General features: G+C 63.5%; 17 protein-coding genes and 2 tRNA genes. 5 read left to right on the top strand and 14 right to left on the bottom strand.

Features of this window, described 5'->3' with window-relative positions; genetic code table 11:
* Nucleotides 1-40 precede the first annotated feature (40 nt).
* Together ACSS7Z_RS00310 and ACSS7Z_RS00305 are read right to left on the bottom strand one after the other, a co-directional pair.
* A complete protein-coding gene (locus tag ACSS7Z_RS00310; protein ID WP_438252419.1) occupies nt 41-799 on the bottom strand; it encodes an SDR family oxidoreductase in 759 nt (252 codons plus the stop codon).
* Between the two features lie 168 nt (nt 800-967).
* Nucleotides 968-2,104: an aminotransferase class V-fold PLP-dependent enzyme gene (locus ACSS7Z_RS00305; protein ID WP_438252418.1), complete on the bottom strand. Its 1,137-nt coding sequence runs from the start codon at nt 2,102-2,104 to the stop codon at nt 968-970.
* A gap of 256 nt (nt 2,105-2,360) precedes the next feature.
* Here ACSS7Z_RS00305 and ectA point away from each other — a divergent pair, with 256 nt between their 5' ends.
* The 5 genes from ectA to ACSS7Z_RS00280 all read left to right on the top strand — a co-directional run bounded on the left by ectA (nt 2,361) and on the right by ACSS7Z_RS00280 (nt 7,042).
* Nucleotides 2,361-2,861 (top strand): diaminobutyrate acetyltransferase, encoded by a 501-nt coding sequence (gene ectA / locus ACSS7Z_RS00300; RefSeq protein ID WP_438252417.1) that lies wholly within the window; start codon nt 2,361-2,363, stop codon nt 2,859-2,861.
* Between the two features lie 74 nt (nt 2,862-2,935).
* On the top strand, nt 2,936-4,252 hold the full coding sequence (ectB, locus tag ACSS7Z_RS00295; RefSeq protein ID WP_438252416.1) for a diaminobutyrate--2-oxoglutarate transaminase: 1,317 nt from the start codon (nt 2,936-2,938) through the stop codon (nt 4,250-4,252).
* Nucleotides 4,249-4,641 (top strand): ectoine synthase, encoded by a 393-nt coding sequence (locus tag ACSS7Z_RS00290; RefSeq protein ID WP_438252415.1) that lies wholly within the window; start codon nt 4,249-4,251, stop codon nt 4,639-4,641. The genes ectB and ACSS7Z_RS00290 overlap by 4 nt, the downstream gene beginning before the upstream one ends.
* 132 nt (nt 4,642-4,773) lie before the next feature.
* A complete protein-coding gene (gene thpD, locus ACSS7Z_RS00285) occupies nt 4,774-5,670 on the top strand; it encodes an ectoine hydroxylase (RefSeq protein WP_438252414.1) in 897 nt (298 codons plus the stop codon).
* Nucleotides 5,671-5,965: 295 nt separating this feature from the next.
* Nucleotides 5,966-7,042 (top strand): 3-deoxy-7-phosphoheptulonate synthase, encoded by a 1,077-nt coding sequence (locus ACSS7Z_RS00280; RefSeq protein ID WP_438252413.1) that lies wholly within the window; start codon nt 5,966-5,968, stop codon nt 7,040-7,042.
* Nucleotides 7,043-7,171: 129 nt separating this feature from the next.
* Here ACSS7Z_RS00280 and ACSS7Z_RS00275 read toward each other — a convergent pair whose 3' ends face one another.
* The 12 genes from ACSS7Z_RS00275 to dnaN all read right to left on the bottom strand — a co-directional run bounded on the left by ACSS7Z_RS00275 (nt 7,172) and on the right by dnaN (nt 19,006).
* Complete coding sequence (locus tag ACSS7Z_RS00275) at nt 7,172-7,450, bottom strand: hypothetical protein (RefSeq protein WP_438252412.1); 279 nt, start codon at nt 7,448-7,450, stop codon at nt 7,172-7,174.
* Nucleotides 7,451-7,529: 79 nt separating this feature from the next.
* Nucleotides 7,530-7,602 (bottom strand) — tRNA-Ala (locus ACSS7Z_RS00270).
* 25 nt (nt 7,603-7,627) lie between these two features.
* A tRNA-Ile gene (locus ACSS7Z_RS00265) sits at nt 7,628-7,701 on the bottom strand.
* A gap of 52 nt (nt 7,702-7,753) precedes the next feature.
* On the bottom strand, nt 7,754-8,773 hold the full coding sequence (locus ACSS7Z_RS00260; protein WP_438252411.1) for a DUF4097 family beta strand repeat-containing protein: 1,020 nt from the start codon (nt 8,771-8,773) through the stop codon (nt 7,754-7,756).
* Nucleotides 8,770-9,459, bottom strand: coding sequence for a response regulator (locus ACSS7Z_RS00255; RefSeq protein WP_438252410.1), 690 nt, complete (start codon nt 9,457-9,459; stop codon nt 8,770-8,772). The genes ACSS7Z_RS00260 and ACSS7Z_RS00255 overlap by 4 nt, the downstream gene beginning before the upstream one ends.
* Nucleotides 9,447-10,736, bottom strand: coding sequence for a sensor histidine kinase (locus tag ACSS7Z_RS00250; protein WP_438252409.1), 1,290 nt, complete (start codon nt 10,734-10,736; stop codon nt 9,447-9,449). Before ACSS7Z_RS00250 ends, ACSS7Z_RS00255 begins: the two co-directional genes overlap by 13 nt.
* 182 nt (nt 10,737-10,918) lie before the next feature.
* A complete protein-coding gene (locus ACSS7Z_RS00245; protein ID WP_438252407.1) occupies nt 10,919-11,323 on the bottom strand; it encodes a DUF3566 domain-containing protein in 405 nt (134 codons plus the stop codon).
* A complete protein-coding gene (gene gyrA / locus ACSS7Z_RS00240; protein ID WP_438252406.1) occupies nt 11,320-13,905 on the bottom strand; it encodes a DNA gyrase subunit A in 2,586 nt (861 codons plus the stop codon). Before gyrA ends, ACSS7Z_RS00245 begins: the two co-directional genes overlap by 4 nt.
* Before the next feature lie 38 nt (nt 13,906-13,943).
* Entirely contained in the window at nt 13,944-15,989 is a 2,046-nt protein-coding gene (gyrB, locus tag ACSS7Z_RS00235; protein WP_438252405.1) for a DNA topoisomerase (ATP-hydrolyzing) subunit B, read from the bottom strand.
* Between the two features lie 119 nt (nt 15,990-16,108).
* The gene (locus ACSS7Z_RS00230) at nt 16,109-16,600 is read right to left on the bottom strand and encodes a DciA family protein (protein WP_438252403.1); all 492 of its coding nucleotides are present in this window, start codon (nt 16,598-16,600) and stop codon (nt 16,109-16,111) included.
* On the bottom strand, nt 16,593-17,777 hold the full coding sequence (gene recF / locus ACSS7Z_RS00225; protein ID WP_438252402.1) for a DNA replication/repair protein RecF: 1,185 nt from the start codon (nt 17,775-17,777) through the stop codon (nt 16,593-16,595). Before recF ends, ACSS7Z_RS00230 begins: the two co-directional genes overlap by 8 nt.
* 86 nt (nt 17,778-17,863) lie before the next feature.
* Nucleotides 17,864-19,006: a DNA polymerase III subunit beta gene (gene dnaN / locus ACSS7Z_RS00220; RefSeq protein ID WP_438252401.1), complete on the bottom strand. Its 1,143-nt coding sequence runs from the start codon at nt 19,004-19,006 to the stop codon at nt 17,864-17,866.
* Nucleotides 19,007-19,279 lie beyond the last annotated feature (273 nt).

Genomic DNA, 19,279 nt, shown 5'->3' with positions numbered 1-19,279 from the left:
CATCTTTCCGTGAATCATGATCGGCCGTCGCATTCGCGCGTCACAGCGGGCGGATGCTTGCCCCGCCATCGATCGACACGGTCTGTCCGGTCATCCACGCGGCATCATCAGAGAGCAGGAAGGCGACGGGGCCCGCCACATCATCCGGCTCACCCAGTCGTGCGAGCGGGTAGCCGGCGGCGACCTCGCCCTCGCGTCCTTCATACAGAGCCCGCGCGAACGCCGTCTTGATCACGCCCGGGGCGACCGCATTGACGCGGATGCCCGGGGCAAGCTCGTACGCAAGCTGCGTCGTGAGGTTGATGAGCGCCGCCTTGGAGATGCCGTAGAAGGCGATGCCCGGGCTCGCGCTCAGGCCCGCCACCGAGGCCACGTTCACGATGCTGCGGCTGAGGCCGGCGGCGAGCGCGGCACGCGTCCAGTCGAGTGCAGCGACCACGTTGACCTCGAGGATCTTGCGTGCGGCGTCTGCATCGACGTCGACGATAGGCCCGTAGACGGGATTGATGCCGGTGTTGTTCACGAGATGGTCGAGTCGGCCATGCTGGGCTGCGATGTGCGCGAATACCGCGGCACGGTGATCAGCATCGTCGGCGCGACCGGCGACAGCGGATGCCGCGGGTCCGAGCTCTGCGACGGCAGCGCCCAGCGCCTCCTGCTTACGGCCGGTGATGACGACTGAGCCGCCCTCGGCGACGATGCGCTGAGCAATTGCGAAGCCGATGCCCCGGCTGGCTCCGGTGATGAGCGACACGGTGTTGTTGAAGCGTGCGCGGGCGTCGAACTGTGCTGCGGACATGGCGCCTCCTTGCGCAATCTACATACCGTCCAGTCGGTTTGAGCAACTGTAGCATGTGTGCTCGTGCGACCCGCGTCCCGAGGTGTCGCATATGGCCGCTTCGACCGGCGCGAAGCGACCATATGCGACACCCGCCCGGCGCGGCGCGCGCTCAGCCCGCGGAGACGCTCAGCCGCCGATCCGGTCCAGTGCCGCCTGCAGACGAGCGACAGTCCCGTCGACGTCGGAGAGCTTGTCCAGGCCGAACAGGCCGAGGCGGAAGGTGGAGAATCCGGCCGGTTCCTCGCAGTGCAACGGCACCCCGGCAGCGATCTGCAAGCCCTGCTCACGGAACACGGCGCCGGACTTCAGCGCGGGGTCAGCGGTGTGCACGACGACGACACCGGGGGCATCGAAACCGGATGCCGCCACCGAGGGGAATCCGCGCTCGGCCAGCAGCGCACGCACCCGCGCGCCCAGCTCGATCTGCGCCGCACGCAGTGTCTCGAATCCGCGTTCACGGGTCTCGAGCATGGCGGCGAGGTTATGGGTGAGCGGGTCCGTCGGCATGGTCGCGTGGTACGCCGCACGTCCGGCACGATACTCGTCGGCGATGAACAGCCACTTGGCGAGATCGATCGCGAAGCTGGTCGAGGGACGGCTGGTCACAGCATCCCGACCAGCCTCACTGAGCATGACGAAGCCCGCGCACGGCGAACCGCTCCACCCCTTCTGCGGCGCGCTGAGCAGCACGTCGACACCGAGCGCCTGCATGTCGACCCACATCGCACCCGATGCGATGCAATCGAGCACCAGCAGGCCGCCGACCTCATGGGTGGCATCGGCCAGAGCGCGCACGTACTCATCGGGAAGGATCATGCCCGCTGCCGTCTCGACGTGCGGGGCGAAAACCACCTCGGGCTGGCGCGAACGGATCGCCGCGACGACCTCATCGATTGGCGCCGGCGCCCAGGCGGCCTGCACGTCGTCCGAATCCGGACGCGCGGACAGCACGGTGACGTCGTCGCTGATGCCACCAGCATCCAGAATCTGCGACCAACGGAACGAGAACAGCCCATTGCGGACGACCAGGGTGCGTCGCCCCGTGGCGAGCTGGCGCGCCACCGCCTCCATCGCGTAGGTCCCTCCGCCCGGGACGATCGCCGCAGTGTGCGCGTTGTACGCCTGCTGCAAGATCTGCAGGGTCTGCTGCATCACGTCGACGAACCGCGCCGACATGTGATTGAGCGAGCGATCGGTGAACACCACCGAGTACTCGAGCAGGCCATCCGGGTCGATATCTTCGTGCGGCAGATGCGAGGTCATGCGCCCAGCATTCCACAGGCGGAGGCCGCGCGGCAGATCCCCGATCCGGAGAAACGATTTGAGGTCAGCGGATGAGCATGACACTGTGGAAGACAGACCGACGCTGTTCGCAGCACCGATCACAACCCCCTATGGATATGAATTCTCACGCGATGCACGCCCCGATTTGGGATGGTGACACGCTCTGACTTCCCCCGGCTCCCCCGAGCCGAGCACGTCAGCACCGGCCGCGCATAACGATGCGAGGTCGAGTGGGGTGAGCCTGATTCGTCCACCGCGCATCGATGAGGGAATCGACCTCTGGCGCATCGCCCGCGACTCGCAGACGCTCGATCTGAACTCGTCCTACGCCTACGTCCTGTACGCCAGAGACTTCGCGGCCACCTGCCGTATCGCGCTGGTCGACGGGCATCCGGCCGGGTTCGTCATCGGCTACCGCCGTCCCGCTGACCCCTCCTGCCTGTTCATCTGGCAGGTCGCCGTCGACGAGAACTTCCGCGGTCTGGGCCTAGCCGGGCGGATGCTCGATGACCTCCTGCACGACGACAGTGTGCATCCGCGCGTGCGCACACTGCAGACCACGATCACCGATGACAATGTCGCATCCCAGCAGACATTCCGCAGTCTCGCTCGTCGCTGGGGAGATGCTCCGGTCGTCGTCACCCCGCTTTTCGAAAGCGCGCATCTGAGCGTCGATGAACCGGATGCTGCGCACCATGAACCTGAACGGCTATACGAACTCGGTCCGCCGGTGTAGTCGTCGCCATCCGCCCGACCCCGGGCGGCGTGCACTCCCCGCACGACAACAACCAGGAGGAGAACAACCACAAAATGAATATTTTTACCCAGCTGGAATCCGAAGTCCGCAGCTACTCGCGCTCATGGCCCGTCGTGTTCGACCGCGCCGTTGGCAGCACGATGTACGACGAGTCCGGCACGGAATACCTGGACTTCTTCTCGGGCGCTGGCGCGCTGAACTACGGTCACAACAACCCGGAGTTGAAGAAGGTCCTCATCGACTACCTGGCCGATGACCGCGTCGTGCACTCACTCGACATGTTCACGAGCGCACGCCGTGACTTCCTCGAAGCCTTCAACGACGTCATCCTGAAGCCGCGTGAGCTCGACTACAAGGTCGTCTTCCCTGGCCCCGGCGGCGCGAACGCTGTCGAAGCCGCCCTGAAACTCGCCCGCAAGGTGACCGGCCGCGAATCGGTCGTGAACTTCACCAATGCCTTCCATGGCATGACGCTCGGTGCCCTCTCGGTCACCGGAAACTCGCTCAAGCGCGGCGGCGCCGGTGTACCGCTCGTGCACGCGACCCCCATGCCGTACGACGACTACTTCGACGGCGACTACCCGGACTTCTTCTACTTCGAGCGCCTGCTCGAAGACTCCGGCAGTGGGCTGAACACCCCCGCCGCCGTGATCGTCGAGACCGTTCAGGGCGAGGGTGGCATCAACGCCGCGCGTGCCGATTGGCTTCGTCAGCTCGCGGCGCTGTGCAAGCAGCACGAAATCCTGCTCATCGTCGACGACATCCAGATGGGCTGCGGCCGTACCGGCGAGTTCTTCAGCTTCGAAGAGGCCGGCATCGTGCCCGACATCGTGTGCCTGTCGAAGTCGATCTCCGGATACGGCATCCCGATGGCGCTGACCCTGATCAAGCCGGAGCTCGACGTCTGGGCGCCCGGCGAGCACAACGGCACCTTCCGTGGGATCAGCCCGGCGTTCATCACCGGTGCGGAGGCGATTCGCCGCTACTGGTCAGACAACACGCTGCGCGATTCGACCGTGACCAAGGGCGTGCGCGTCGAGGGTCGCTTCAACATGTTCGTCGCGCAGTACCCGCAGCACGAACTCGTTGCCAAGGGGCGGGGGCTTGCTCGCGGGCTGCAGTTCCCCTCGGGCGAACTGGCGGATGCCGTGTGCCAGGAGGCGTTCGCGCGGGGCCTGCTCATGGAGACCTCTGGTCCCGAGGGCGAGGTCATGAAGATCCTCCCGGCGTTGACGATCACGGACGCCGAGCTCGACCGGGGCCTCGACATCATCGATGAGTGCATCCGTGTCGTACTGGGCGAGCCCGATCCGGATGCCGCGACCGAGACCGACCTGAATGTCCAGAGCAAGGAGCACACACACGCATGATCGTCCGAACCATCGACGAGATCACCGACACCGACGCCGACATCAAGAGCGAGAACTGGCGCAGCAAGCGCATCGTTCTGGCGAAAGAGGGCGTGGGCTTCTCGGTGCACGAGACCACGCTTTACGCCGGAACCGTAAACCAGTTCTGGTACGCGAACCACATCGAGGCGGTGTTCATCGTGGAGGGCGAGGGAGAGATCACCGACCTCGCCACCGGTGAGACGCACCAGCTCGCGCCGGGGTCGCTGTATCTGCTGAACAACCACGACAAGCACGAGGTGCGTCCGCGCACGCAGATGCGCACCGTGTGTGTGTTCAACCCGCCGATCACCGGTCGCGAGACCCACGACGAGAACGGCGTGTACCCACTGGTCACCGAAGAGGTGTGACCCGGGTGCGGGCCGAATCCCAGACGCCCCCGGCGCTCTGCGGCGTGTCATCCGATCGACACGCCGCAGGGCTGTCCGACCGTCTGGGATTCGGCCCGTCCCACATCCATAGAAGAGACAGGAGAACGACGCATGACAGCCCCGACGACCGCTGAGGATCTGTTCCCGACTCGGTTGACATCCCCCAGTGACTTCATCGAAAGGACCCAGCCCGCAGTGTGGGGCTCGGTCAACGACGGCCCCTTCTCGGCAGCAGAGCTGGAAGCGCACGAGAAGCGCGGATTCACCATTCTCGACGACTTCATCACGGCTGATGACGTCGCCCTGTACTCGAGCGAGCTCGATCGCCTCGCGGCGGACCCGGCGCTGCAGAATGATCCGCGGAAGATCACGGAGCGGACCACGGGTACTGTGCGCTCGGTGTTCGAGGTCGAGAAGCTCAGTTCGGTCCTCGACGACCTCGCGCGCAATCCGCAGGTGCTGGACCGTGCCCGGCAGATCGTGGGATCTGAGGTGTATCTGCACCAAACGCGGATCAACTACATGCCGAGCTTCACTGGCACCGGGTTCTATTGGCACTCCGACTTCGAGACCTGGCACGCCGAGGATGGCATGCCGGTTCCGCGATCGGTGAGCCTGTCGATCGCACTGACCGACAACTACCCGTACAACGGCGGGCTCATGGTGATGCCGGGCTCGCACCGCACATTCGTGCCGGCGGTGGGCGAGACCCCGGACAACAACCACGAGCAGTCGCTGCAGGCGCAGGAGGCAGGCGTGCCCAGCCATGCGGCGATCACCGCGATGGCCGAGAAGTACGGCATCGATCAGTTCACCGGCGCCGCAGGATCTGCCCTGTGGTTCGACTCGAACATCATGCACGGGTCGGGGAACAACATCACCCCGTATCCGCGATCGAACGTGTTCATGGTGTTCAACAGCGTCGACAACGCGCTGGTCGAGCCGTACGCTGCGAAGTCGCCGCGCCCCGAGCACATCGCCAACCGCGACTTCACACCGCTGCGCTGAGCCTGGTGTGCCGGATCCCAGACGGTCGGGCATCCGCTCGGCGTGTTGACCGAATGACACGCCGTGGATGCCCGGAACGTCTGGGATCCGGTCCGGGAACTCTCCGGGATGGGGTAAGGTCGTGGGCATGACAACCCGTTGGTATGCGTATTTCGAGTCGGCTCTGGAGGGGCCGGCGCCGATCTAGCGCGCACCGACACCTTCAGAGCCGACAAGCCAGAGCATTTGCTCTGGCTTTCGCCGTTTCGGCGGGCTCTGCATCCGGGTCCGCCTACACAGGATAGGACCCAGGAACATGAACGCCACCGTCACCACCGACACCACCGCCGATCTGCATGTCGCGCAGTTCACCACGCTGCCGACGCCCGGTGACATCGCCGCCGAACTGCCGGTGGGCGATGAGCGCGCATCGCTCGTCGCTCGCACCCGCGACGAAGTGCGCGCGATCATGGCGGGCGAGGATGACCGTCTGATCGTCGTGGTCGGGCCGTGCTCGATCCACGATCCCGCAGCCGGACTCGAGTACGCCGGTCGACTGCTGCGCGAGGCCGAGCAGCACCGCGATGACCTGCTGATCATCATGCGGACGTACTTCGAGAAGCCCCGCACCACGGTCGGGTGGAAGGGCCTCATCAATGATCCGCACCTCGACGGCAGCCATGACATCGAGGCCGGGCTTCGCATGGCCCGTGGGTTCCTCCGCGATGTCACCGCTCTCGGTGTCCCGTGTGCGACGGAGTTCCTCGAGCCGATCAGCCCTCAGTACACCGCCGACCTGATCACGTGGGGTGCCATCGGCGCGCGGACTACGGAGAGCCAGATCCACCGGCAGTTGGCATCCGGTCTGTCGATGCCGATCGGTTTCAAGAACGGTACGGATGGCGGACTTCAGGTGGCGCTGGATGCCGCGGCCGCAGCATCCGCTCCGCAGGCGTTCCTCGGGATCGGCGCCGACGGGCGGGCAAGTCTCGTCTCGACGACCGGAAACCCGGATACGTCCGTCATTCTGCGCGGCGGAGCCGATGGCCCGAACTACGATGCGGAAACCGTGCGGCACGCATCGGCGCGCCTGGCTGCGGCGATGCTCACCCCACGTGTGATCATCGACGCCAGCCACGGAAACAGCGGCAAGGATCATGTGCGTCAGGCCGAGGTCGCGGTGGAGATCGGTTCGCAGATCGCCACGGATGGTGCGGCGATCGCCGGCGTGATGCTGGAGAGCAACCTCGTCGCGGGAGCGCAGAAGCTCGATGTCTCGGTGCGTGGACGTCTCGTGTACGGCCAGAGCGTGACGGATGCCTGCATGGACTGGGATGCTACGGCCGCTTCACTGGCCGCGCTGGCCGGCGGCGTCCGCTCCCGGCGCGGCTGATCGCGCTGACTGGTCTGGCCCCCACCCGACCCCACTCTGGCTCCGGTCGCAGTTGGTGCTGCTAAAACTCGCTGAGAGCAGCACCAATTGCGACCGGAACGGGAAGTGGGGTTCTGCCGAACGGGGGAGTCAGACAGTGCTGCGCACGTTGAGCAGCTGCCAGCCTTCGGGAACTTTGGCGTGCAGGGCATCCATGTCTTCGGCCTCGATCTCTTGGATCGAGTCACGTCGCGAGAAGGTTCCCGTCGACTTGAGAATCTGGGCGCCCTTGATCATCTGCACAGGTGCGGAGACGAGGTCGAACCCATCCGGCCGATGCGTGGCGAGCTCGGTGTGGATGCCGGCGATATCAGCCGCCTCGACGTCAAAGGACTGAAATTCCACGGGACGCATCAGACCGATCAGCACACTTCGATCCTACGGTGAATCTGTCGAACGAGAGCCCAGGAACGAGAGAACCCCCGGCCGAAGCCGGGGGTTCTGATTGTGGAGCCTAGGAGATTCGAACTCCTGACATCCTGCTTGCAAAGCAGGCGCTCTACCAACTGAGCTAAGGCCCCTCAAGGGGTATTAAATTGTGACGAGTGGGGCTACCTGGATTTGAACCAGGGACCTCTTCATTATCAGTGAAGCGCTCTAACCAACTGAGCTATAGCCCCGTCAACCTCGTAAACATTACCGGAGATTGACGGAAAATCCGAATCGAGCCCGTCAGTTGCCCGAGCGAAGAATCGCGCTGCCCGCAGACACGGTTGCATCGATCGTGTGCTGCGATGAACTCGAGGTATCCAGGCGGTTATCTAGGCTTCCCGCACTGACATCCTGCGTGACATCGTACGACTCATCGGGCACGGTCAGCTCCAGTGCTCCTGCGCTGACATCGATGCTCACCGTGCGCGGGGCATCCCCGGTCAGATCGGCGACCAGTTTGCCCGCCGAGAGCGAGAACTCCGCCTCGGTGACGTCGGCCAACTCCAGATCGGCGCGTCCCGCGCTGAGTTCGACATCGACGGATGTCGCGGATCCCTCCATGCGCAGGATTCCGGCACCGACCGCGATGCCTACCTCGCCGAAGGACCCATCGATGGTGAGGCTGCCGGCGCTGAGATCGAAATCGGCGTCCAGTCCGGAGTTGTTCAGGCTCTCCGGGAGCGTGAGGATCGCACTTTCTTCGTCGAACAAGTTGTCACCGAACCAGTTGCCGCCTAACCAGCCGTTCCCGAACCAGCCGAAGCCGTGATCAGGTCCGCGCACGATGAGTTCATCACCATCGCGATCCAGACGCCAATTGCCACCGCGGGTTCCTGTCACCTCCAGCGTCGCCTCGTCAACGTCGCCGAACCGGGTGCTCACAGCACTCGCTCCGACCTCGAGATCGATACTCTCGATGCCCTTGACGTCGACTGTCAGGACGTCGCCGCTGACCGTACTGCTACTACGCGATACATCGTGCACTGCTGCGACGGCGGCCGTGGCGCCGGTGCCCAGCAGCACCACGCCACCGAATACCGCAACGGCGATGGCGGCGGCGCGTGCACCAGCCCCGCTGCGCGGGCCCTGCGAAGACGGGGACTGTGAAGACGGGCCCTGTGAAGACGGCGCCGGCGGAACGGATGCCGCGGGCGGAACGGGCGGGCTCTGAACACCGGATGCCGGCGCACCAGATGATGCCGGCGGAGGCGTCAGCGGAACGTCATGTCCGCCCTGCGGGTTCTGCGGTTCGGTGTTCATCGTGTCGCTCCTGGCTGGTTTGCGGATGGCGCTGCGCTACCCGAGTTCTCAATGTGAGCGAGTGCTGCGAGCACGCGCCGGTTGCCCGATTCATCCTGTTCGAATCCGAGCTTCTGGAAGATGGCCGTGATGTTCTTCTCGACGCTGGCGGCCGAGAGGAACAGCATCCCGGCGATCGCCTGGTTGGACTTTCCCTCGGCAATCAGTGCCAGCACGGTTCGTTCGCGTTCGGTGAGCCGCAGCATCCGATCGTCACGGTTGCGCCGGGTCAGAAGCTGCGCAACTACCTCGGGGTCGAGTACCGTCGCCCCCTCGGCGATCCGCGCCACCGACGCGAGGAACTCGGCGACATCGGCGACCCGATCCTTCAGCAGATATCCGAGCGGTCCGCCCTGCGCTGCGATCAGATCGCTGGCGTAGCGTTCCTCGACATACTGCGAAAGCACGAGCAGCGGCAGCGACGGGTGGGTCTTGCGCAGTCCGAGCGCTGCCCTGATGCCCTCATCCGTGAATGTCGGCGGCAGCCGAACATCCAGAATGCACAGCTCCGGATTCGCGTCCTCGACCGCGTCTGTCAGACCGACGGTGTCGTTCAGGGCTGCGACCACCTCGTGGCCGGCATCCTCAAGCAGGCGAACGAGTCCTTCCCGAAGCAGGACCGAGTCCTCACAGATCAAGATGCGCATGGCACACTCACCTCCACGGATGTCGGACCGCCCTGCGGGCTTTCGATGCGGATCGTCCCGCCGGCTGCAAGAACGCGGTTCGAGATGCCGTCGAGACCGCCACCGGGCTGCACCTGCGCGCCGCCGATGCCGTTGTCTTCGACGCGCGCCCAAAGCACACCGCCCTCACGCTGCCGCACCACGACCCGTGTTTCACTGGCCCGGGAGTGCTTGGCCGCGTTCGTCAGCGACTCGGCGATGACGAAGTACACCGCCGCCTCAGCATCCCGGCATCCGGCGTGAGCACCCGGCGACGCGCCATCCATGCGGACGTCGAGATTCACGGGAATGTGCGACCTGCTGGCCAGCGCTGATAGCGCGGCATCCAGCCCTCGATCATCGAGAACAGACGCATGGATGCCGCGAGCAAGCTGACGCAGCTCGGTGATCGCAGCCTTCGTGGATGTGTGCGCCTCATTGATCAGCGCCTTCGCGGTCGCCGGATCCTTGTCGATCTTCTGCTGCGCGAGACCGAGAGTCATACCCACCGAGACCAGCCGCGGCTGGACACCATCGTGGAGGTCCCGCTCGATGCGGCTGCGCTCGACATCCGCCGCGCGGACCGCGCCTTCGCGCTGCGCCGAAGTGGTGCGCACGCGCTCGGTGAGCTCCGCCTCTCTGCTGGGAACGACCAGACTGCGTGTGATCACGCGGTGCACAAGCGCGAATCCGATGATGCCGGCGGCAGCCGCCAGAACACCGAGGATACCGACCACCGGCGCCCAGGCGGCTGACATTGTCGTGCCGAACGGCCCCGCGGTGTCTTCGGTGCTGAACAGGGGAGTGAAGGCGAAGATCGCCGACCACACCAGGCCCCAGAACAGGCGAATCACCAGCGAGCCGAAGATGCACGCGATCGCGAAGTTCGCTACTGCGCGCCACATCGAGCCGTCGATGCTCTGGCGTCCGAGCGAGCGGATCCAACCGCCAAATCCGGGGGTTCTGCGCTGGCGTGCCTGCAGATCAGGGATGTCCAGATCGTACAGGCTTCTGACCCGCACAACCTCGAACCACCCGATGCCGTACACCGCGTAGACGAAGCCGACCAAGAACAGGGCGCCGATTCCGAGAGCGAACAGCAGTCCGACTCCAGCGCCGAAGAAACCCGCAAGGATGCCGAGGATAATGCCGCCGAGACTGCCGAGCGCGGCAAGATGCAGAACGGTCAAGAAGATGCGCAGCGGCGGAGTCACCCGAGGCGGTGTTTCCGCGGCTGGGGAAGCTGTCTGAGTGGTCATGTTTCAAAGGTAGGCCGCGCTTCACCCCGTCAACACCGTGCCACCCAGCATCCCATCTTCGGGTTTTCCCTACTCTTTAACCTCCTCCAACCTGCGAGTGGCCATTTGTGGCGCTTCGCCGGGGCGAAAGCGAGCCACAAATGGCCACTCGGAAGGAGGTAAAAAGGAGGTAAAAGGGGGTACTAGTTCGACATGAAGCCGACCAGGAGGCCGCCGGTGACCTTCACGGCGAGGTTGTAGATACCGGCCACGACGGCACCGAGCACGGTCACCACGATCAGATTCAGAATCGACACGACGGCAGCGAACGCCATGACCTGCGGCAATCCGAGCAGCGACGAGATCGACACGGCACCCTCAGTGATGTTGCCGATCAGCTCATCCGCCTCGCCCAGAAGGCCAGTGGCCTGCACGACCATGTAGATCAGGAAGAACGCGACCATGGTCACGATCGCCAGCGCAACCGCCGCCAGGAACGACAGCTTCACGGCCGACCAGAAGTCAATGTAGACCAGGCGCAGGCGGACCTGCTTGCCACCGGTTTTGCGCGTCGACTTCTTCGCCAGCTTGTCGGCTACTGTGCTCATGCGTCGGTACTTTCCTCGGGGGTCTGGGTGGATTCGGGAGCCGCATCTTCGGGTGCTGACTCCTCCTCTGCCTCTTCATCGGCGAGGCCCCGCTCACTGTTGCGGGCAATGGCGAGGATGCGGTCCTTCTCGGACGTCCGGGCGAACACCACTCCCATGGTGTCTCGACCCTTCGCAGGCACCTCGGCCACGGCAGAGCGTACCACCTTGCCGCTGGACAGAACCACCAAAACCTCGTCGTCCTCATCCACGATCAGACCGCCGGCGAGCACCCCACGATCGTCGTTGAGCTTGGCGACCTTGATGCCAATACCGCCGCGACCCTGAACGCGATATTCGCTGATCGAGGTGCGCTTGGCGTATCCCCCATCGGTGACGACGAACACATAACCGTCCTCGCCAGCGACGGATGCTGACAGCAGATCGTCCTCGCCCCGGAAGCTCATGCCCTTCACACCCTCGGTCGCACGCCCCATCGGACGAAGGGCCTGATCGGTCGCGTTGAAGCGCAGCGACATGCCATGGCGGGAGATGAGCAGGATGTCATCGGTGTTGTCGACCAGCATCGCGCTGACCAGTTCATCGCCCTCGCGCAGACGGATGGCGATGACGCCGCCCTGACGGTTCGTGTCGTAATCGCTCAGGCGCGTCTTCTTCACAACGCCAGTACGAGTGGCGAGCACCAGATAATCCGCCACCTCGTAGTCGCGCATCGCGAGAATCTGTGCGATGTTCTCGTCCGGCTGCAGCGCCAGCAGGTTCGCGACGTGCGTTCCCTTCGCGTCACGACCGGCCTCGGGTGCCTCATAGGTCTTCGCCCGGTAGACGCGGCCCTTGTCGGTGAAGAACAGCAGCCAGTGGTGCGTCGTCGTCACGAAGAAGTGCTCGACGACATCATCCGCGCGCAGCTGGGCGCCCTTGACACCCTTGCCACCGCGGTGCTGCGAACGGTAGTTGTCGCTGCGCGTGCGCTTGATGTATCCGTCGCGGGTGACGGTGACGACCATCTCTTCTTCAGCGATAAGGTCTTCCATCGACACATCGCCGTCGAAGCCCTGCAGGATGTGCGTGCGGCGCTCGTCGCCGAAACGCTCGACGATTCCCTCGAGTTCTTCGCGGATGATCGCGCGCTGACGCATCTCATCGGCAAGGATCGCCTTGAAGTCCTCGATCTGCAGTTCGAGCTCAGTGGCCTCATCGACGATCTTCTGGTGCTCGAGAGCTGCGAGGCGACGCAGCTGCATCGTCAGGATCGCATCCGCCTGGATGTCATCGATGTCCAACAGCGTCTTCAGTCCATCGCGCGCCTCATCGACCGTGGGCGAGCGCCGGATCAGAGCGATGACCTCGTCCAGCGCATCGAGCGCCTTCAGATAGGCGCGGAGGATATGCATCCGCTCTTCGGCCTTGCGCAGACGGAAACGAGTCCGCCGAACAATCACATCAATCTGGTGAGCGATCCAGTTCGAGATGAAGCCGTCCAGCGCCAGTGTGCGCGGCACACCGTCGACGATCGCGAGCATGTTCGCGCCGAAGTTGTCCTGCAGCTGGGTGTGCTTGTACAGGTTGTTCAGCACGACCTTGGCGACAGCATCCCGCTTGAGAACTACGACGAGACGCTGACCGGTGCGGTCACTGGTCTCATCGCGGATGTCGGCGATGCCAGTGATCTTGCCGTCACGGGCGAGGTCACCGATCTTCACCGCGAGGTTGTCCGGGTTGACCTGGTAGGGCAGCTCGGTGATCACGAGGCAATTGCGGCCCTGGATCTCCTCCATGTTGACGACCGCGCGCATCGTGATCGAGCCGCGCCCGGTGCGATAAGCCTCCTGGATGCCCTTGGACCCGAGAATCTGCGCGCCGGTCGGGAAATCGGGTCCGGGAACGCGCTGGATCAGTCCCTCGAGAAGCTCGTCACGGGACAGGTCGGGGTTATCGAGCGCCCACAGTGCGGCGGCCGAGATCTCACGCAGGTTGTGCGGCGGGATGTTGGTGGCCATACCCACCGCGATACCGACCGAGCCGTTGACCAGCAGGTTCGGAAAGCGCGCAGGAAGAACCGTCGGCTCCTGCGTCTGACCGTCGTAGTTGTCCTGGAAGTCGACGGTCTCCTCTTCGATGTCACGCACCATCTCGAGGGCCAGCTGCGCCATCTTCGTCTCGGTGTAACGAGGAGCTGCAGCGCCCATGTTGCCGGGAGAGCCGAAGTTTCCCTGGCCCTGAGCGAGCGGGTAGCGCAGCGACCAGGGCTGAACGAGACGGACCAGGGCATCGTAAATCGCGGTGTCACCGTGCGGGTGGTACTGACCCATCACCTCACCGACGACACGAGCACACTTGGAGAACGACTTGTCGGGGCGGAATCCGCCGTCGTACATGCCGAAGATGACCCGGCGGTGCACAGGCTTGAGACCATCACGCACGTCGGGGAGCGCACGGCCGACGATGACCGCCATCGCGTAGTCGAGGTAGCTGCGCTGCATCTCCGACTGCAGATCGACCTGGTCGATCTTGCCGTGTTCGTGGAAGGGCTCTTCGCGACCGGATCCGGTCGCTTCGCCGGTCGAATTGTCGTCAGTCATGTGTTTCTTTCAATCGTTCGCTGAGCGTTGCCGACGGGTCAGATGTCCAGGAAGCGGACATCCTTCGCGTTTCGCTGAATGAAGCTTCGTCGGGACTCGACGTCCTCGCCCATCAAGACACTGAAGATCTCGTCAGCGGATGCCGCGTCTTCGATGGTGACCTGGCGAAGGGTTCGGGTGGTGTGATCCATCGTGGTTTCCCACAGTTCCTTGGCGTTCATCTCGCCGAGACCCTTGTAGCGCTGCACGCCGGAGTCCTTCGGGATGCGCTTGCCGTTGTCCAGCCCGTGCTTGAGCAGCGCGTCACGCTCAGCATCCGAGTAGACATACTGGTGCGGCTGATTCGACCACTTCAGGCGATAAAGCGGCGGCATCGCGAGATACACGAATCCGGCCTCGATGAGACCGCGCATGTAGCGGAATAGCAGCGTCAGCAACAGGGTGGTGATGTGCTGGCCGTCGACATCGGCATCCGCCATCAGAACGATCTTGTGATAGCGAGCCTTGGAGATATCGAAGTCCTCGCCGATGCCCGTGCCGAAGGCCTGGATCATCGCCTGAACTTCACGGTTTCCGAGTGCTTTGTCGAGCCGCGCGCGCTCGACGTTCAGGATCTTGCCGCGAAGGGCGAGAATCGCCTGCGTGTGCGGATCGCGACCCTGCACGGCAGAACCACCGGCCGAGTCACCCTCGACGAGGAAGATCTCACTGATCGACGGGTCCTTGCTCGTGCAGTCCTTGAGCTTGTCCGGCATGGCGGCCGACTCGAAGACGCTCTTGCGGCGAGCAGTCTCGCGCGCCTTGCGGGCAGCCATCCGAGCAGTTGCCGCATCGATCGCCTTGCGAATGACGTTCTTGGCCTGCGCGGGGTTGCGATCGAACCAGTCACCGAGCTGATCGCCGACGACCTTCTGCACGAAGGCCTTCGCTTCGGTGTTGCCGAGCTTGGTCTTGGTCTGACCCTCGAACTGCGGCTCACCGAGCTTGATCGAGATCACTGCGGTGAGACCCTCGCGCACGTCGTCACCGGAGAGGTTCTCTTCCTTCTCCTTGATCAGATTGTTCGCCCGGGCGTATTTGTTGACGAGTGTCGTCAAGGCCGCGCGGAAACCCTCTTCGTGCGTGCCACCCTCGTGAGTGTTGATCGTGTTCGCGTAGGTGAAGACGTTCTCGGTGTAACCGGTCGTCCACTGCATCGCGACTTCGAGCGAGATCTTTCGATCGGTGTCTTCGGATTCGAAGTCGATGATCTCCTCGGTGACGACCTCGGCGTGACGCACCTTGTTCAGATACTCGACGTAATCGACAAGTCCGCGCTCATAGAGGAACACATCGCTGCGCTGCTTGCTGACCAGAGCGCCCTCTTCTTCGACCTCGTACGTTGCACCTTCGCGCTCGTCAGAGAGTTCGATGCGCAGGCCCTTGTTCAGGAACGCCATCTGCTGGAAGCGCGTGCGCAGCACGTCGTACTCGAATTCGACCGACTCAGTGAAGATCTCGGGATCCGGCCAGAACGTGATGATGGTTCCGGTCTCGTCAGTCTCGGGACCCTTGACCAGGGCCTGCTGCGGGTGACCACCGTTGGCGAAACGGTGATTCCAGACGTGCCCCTGACGCCGGATCTCGACGTCGAAACGCGTGGAGAGAGCGTTGACGACGGAGGATCCGACACCGTGCAGTCCACCGGAGACGGCATAACCGCCACCGCCGAACTTTCCACCGGCGTGCAGAATGGTCAGCACGACCTCGACGGTCGATTTGTTCGGGTCGGAAGAGTGCGGGTCGACTGGGATTCCTCGACCGTTGTCAAAGACGCGAACACCGCCGTCGGGGAGTATCGTCACCCGGATCGTGTCGCAGTACCCGGCCAGGGCCTCATCGACGGAGTTGTCGACGATCTCATAGACCAGGTGGTGGAGTCCGCGCGGGCCCGTGGACCCGATGTACATGCCGGGCCGCTTACGAACGGCCTCAAGACCCTCAAGAATCTGAATGTCGTCGGCACCGTAATCAACAGCAGCATTCTCGTCGGGGGTGACCCCGGTTGTCGATTCAGGCTCGTCAGCAGGTGATTCAGGCGTCATCAGAGGGCATTCTCCACATCGATATCTCGAATGTCCAGTCTAGCGGGTCTGCCCGTCGAAAGCCTCGCTAGACGCCCGTGTATGGCCCTGAAATCGATCGAGGGGCGTCCGTTGATGCCCTACCCGTAGGTATCGCGCGGACCGCGCCCTGGAACGGCTCTCGGCCCCCATTTCCAGGAGGGAACGTCCGGGCCGATGAAACGAAGGTTGTTCACACCCGCTTGCGGATAGCGTCGGCCGATCTCCGTGAGGATAGTTGCGCGCATGAACTGCAGGTTTTTCGCCCACGCCGTCGAGTCGCATTTGACCGTCAGCATCCCGTTCTCGAGACCGACCGGTTCGGAGTGCTTGGCGGTATCGGCACCGGCAAGATCTGCCCACTGGCGAACGAGGTCTTCGCGGGCGAGTGTGATCTCCCAGCCGGAATCTCGACTGAGCTTGTCGAGCACCGCGCCGAGGGCGCCCGGATCACGCCCGGGAGTGAACGGAGCGTTCTCGTCGTCATCACGAATGCGACGCTTGCGCTTCCACGATTTCGAGCTGGGCTTGAGTCCGCGAAGACGCAGATATGTCGCCACTGTTTCGGGGGTATCGGACGCTGCGTCACTCATCACCGTCATCCCCCTTTCGCTCATCGGAGATCGTGCCGGCATGGATGCGCACCACATGACGGTGCAGCTCATCAGGAATATCTTCCTCGACTGCGGCCGTGACGACCACCTGTTCATAGCCGACCGTGAGGGCCGCCAGACGCTTTCGCCGATCGGCGTCGAGTTCGGCGAACACGTCGTCCAGAATCAGCACCGGGTCGCCAGCCGGCGATTCTTCGCGAAGCAGTTCAGCGGATGCTAGCCGCAGAGCGAGTGCGACCGACCATGATTCTCCGTGCGAGGCATAGCCCTTCACCGGAAGTCCGCGCACTCGCAGCACCAGATCGTCACGATGGGGTCCGACGAGGGTCAGTCCGCGCTCAAGTTCTTTGGAGCGTTTAGCCTGCAGCGCGGCGCGGAACATCTCGGCGCCCTTCGCCAGACTCAGCGAACGATTATTCGGGTCAAAGGAGGCATCTTCGCCCTCTTCCGGGTCGCCACCGCGAACGGAGAGTGCCCAATCCATCTCGGGATGGTGATCTTCGCCGGCGATCGCGGCATATGCCGAAACCAGCGGGGTACGCAGGTCGGCTGCCAGACGCAGTCGCGCGTCGATGATCTCGGTGCCTAGAAGAACAAGTTTGTCGTCCCACACCTCGAGGGTGTTAAGTCCTTCACCCCGGATGCCCCGGGCGCGAGCAGATTTCAGCAGCGCGGTGCGCTGCTTCAGAACCCGGTCATAATCGGCCAGCACCGCCGACATTCGCGGGGTGCGCTGAATCAGCAGCTGGTCGGCGAAACGCCGGCGTGCTGACGGGTCGCCGCGCACGATCTGCAGATCTTCCGGAGCGAAGAGAACAACATGCGCGTACCGGGGGAGTTCACTGGTCTTCGAAGCGGAGCCGTTGATACGCGCCTTGTTCGAACCCTGCCGGTTGATCTGGACTTCAGCGAGAACTTTGCGCTCTCCGACCGAGAGCCGAGCACGGATGACGGCGAAATCTTTGCCATCGCGGACCATCGGGGCATCTGATGACACCCGATGGGAGCCGAGCGTTGCAAGAAAAACGATTGCTTCGGCGAGGTTGGTCTTGCCCTGGCCGTTTCGGCCGACCAGAACATTGGGACCCGGATGCAGCGCGAGTTCAGCGGTCGCGTAATTGCGAAAATCCGCCAGGCTCAGGTGCTCCACAATCACGTGATCAGCCTACCTTTCGCCTCTGACACCGGCTCCTGAGCTGTCGCGGTCCGTGAGTTATCGCGGTCGCTGAGCCTGTCGAAGCGTCAGCGCAGCAGAAGGTTCGGCTGAAGCAGGTACTTGTACGAGTCGAGCCCCGCCTGATCGACCGACGTCTGGCTGGTGATGAGCACAGGGCTGAGCTTGTTGGCGTTGTCGCTCGAGGTGAACGTGACGCGGACGAACTCGCTCTTGACCGCGCCGAGAGCTTCGGTCAAATATTGCGGGTTGAGGCCGAGAGTGACATCGTCGCCACCGGAGAGGTGAGCATCCACCGACTCTGAAGCTCGCGCCTGCTCACTGCCGGAGGCATCCATGGTCACGCTGTCGGAAGTGAACGTGAACCGGAGCGGAGCAGCACGATCAAGGACGAGCGCGACGCGGCGAACAGCCTCGATGAGATCTGCGGTGTTGACGACCGCGTAGTGATCGGTCTGCTCGGGGAACAGGCGACGAACCGGAGGGAAATTGCCCTTGATCAGCAAAGAAGTAACGGTCTTGTTGCCGGAGGTGAACGCGATGATCTCGCGATCGCCCGCTCCGGAGAACGCGATCTGGATGTTTCCTGCGTGGCCGAACGTCTTTCCGACCTCGGTCAGAGTGCGCGCTGGAACGAGGGCCGTCTGCTCGGGTGTCTCACCGTCCCACGGAACGTTGCGAAGCGAAACGCGATAGCGGTCAGTTGCGACCAAACTCAAGTTCTGTTCGGAGACTTCGAGCTGCACACCCGTCAGAACCGGAGTCACATCATCGCGTGATGCGGCGAAGGCGACCTGTGCGATCGCGGTGCCGAAATCGTCAGCGGGGACGACGCCCGAAGAACCGGAAACCTCGGGAATCGACGGATATTCCTCAACCGGCATGGCTGCCAGCGTAAATCGCGCCGAACCGCACGTGACAGTGATCCCGCCATCGTCTTCGACGGCGATCTCGATCGGCGCATTCGGAAGCCGGCTAGCGATGTCAGAAAGCAACCGGCCGTGAACGAGGATCGTGCCGGGTGTTTCGACTGTCGCTTCGATCGTCGTACGAGCGGATGCCTCGTAGTCGAATGCCGAAAGTGTCAACCCATCGGCGCCGGCTTCAATGAGAACTCCGGCCAGAATCGGCTGCGGATTGCGCTGCGGCAACAGCTTGACGACGAAGGACACTGCTTCGCTGAAGACATCGCGATTGACCTGGAACCTCACGGGCGCTCCCTCGTCGTAATTACAAAACCTGACGATCATGGGCCCATGCGTCAGGGGGTTCCCATCGTATCCCCACAGCCGCGCTGCGCCATACGCGCAGTTCTGCACACCCTTGAGGTGATCGGATCGCGCTCTTTCAGGATTAACTTCTTAACAGTGTTAACAGCTGTGGATACTGTGGATAACTCGGTGGATATCAATCGCGAGTAGGGAACTACATGCGTGTGAGATGTGGAAATGCTGAGGAATCCGCATCAATACGCGATGCCCTGC

Source organism: Microbacterium wangyouchuni (assembly GCF_051546305.1).
Classification (GTDB): domain Bacteria; phylum Actinomycetota; class Actinomycetes; order Actinomycetales; family Microbacteriaceae; genus Microbacterium.
The sequence above is the reverse complement of the archived record's forward strand: the minus strand, read 5'-3'. Positions and strand labels throughout refer to the sequence as shown.

What these genes read in the sequence shown, in the direction of transcription:
- ACSS7Z_RS00290 (WP_438252415.1), top strand. Translation starts at nt 4,249, where the DNA reads ATGATCGTCCGAACCATCGACGAGATCACCGACACCGACGCCGACATC.
- ACSS7Z_RS00245 (WP_438252407.1), bottom strand. Translation starts at nt 11,323, where the DNA reads ATGAGCACAGTAGCCGACAAGCTGGCGAAGAAGTCGACGCGCAAAACC.
- ACSS7Z_RS00305 (WP_438252418.1), bottom strand. Translation starts at nt 2,104, where the DNA reads ATGACCTCGCATCTGCCGCACGAAGATATCGACCCGGATGGCCTGCTC.
- ACSS7Z_RS00280 (WP_438252413.1), top strand. Translation starts at nt 5,966, where the DNA reads ATGAACGCCACCGTCACCACCGACACCACCGCCGATCTGCATGTCGCG.
- thpD (WP_438252414.1), top strand. Translation starts at nt 4,774, where the DNA reads ATGACAGCCCCGACGACCGCTGAGGATCTGTTCCCGACTCGGTTGACA.
- gyrB (WP_438252405.1), bottom strand. Translation starts at nt 15,989, where the DNA reads ATGACGCCTGAATCACCTGCTGACGAGCCTGAATCGACAACCGGGGTC.
- ACSS7Z_RS00255 (WP_438252410.1), bottom strand. Translation starts at nt 9,459, where the DNA reads ATGCGCATCTTGATCTGTGAGGACTCGGTCCTGCTTCGGGAAGGACTC.
- ACSS7Z_RS00230 (WP_438252403.1), bottom strand. Translation starts at nt 16,600, where the DNA reads ATGAGTGACGCAGCGTCCGATACCCCCGAAACAGTGGCGACATATCTG.
- ACSS7Z_RS00250 (WP_438252409.1), bottom strand. Translation starts at nt 10,736, where the DNA reads ATGACCACTCAGACAGCTTCCCCAGCCGCGGAAACACCGCCTCGGGTG.
- ACSS7Z_RS00260 (WP_438252411.1), bottom strand. Translation starts at nt 8,773, where the DNA reads ATGAACACCGAACCGCAGAACCCGCAGGGCGGACATGACGTTCCGCTG.
- ectB (WP_438252416.1), top strand. Translation starts at nt 2,936, where the DNA reads ATGAATATTTTTACCCAGCTGGAATCCGAAGTCCGCAGCTACTCGCGC.
- gyrA (WP_438252406.1), bottom strand. Translation starts at nt 13,905, where the DNA reads ATGACTGACGACAATTCGACCGGCGAAGCGACCGGATCCGGTCGCGAA.
- ACSS7Z_RS00310 (WP_438252419.1), bottom strand. Translation starts at nt 799, where the DNA reads ATGTCCGCAGCACAGTTCGACGCCCGCGCACGCTTCAACAACACCGTG.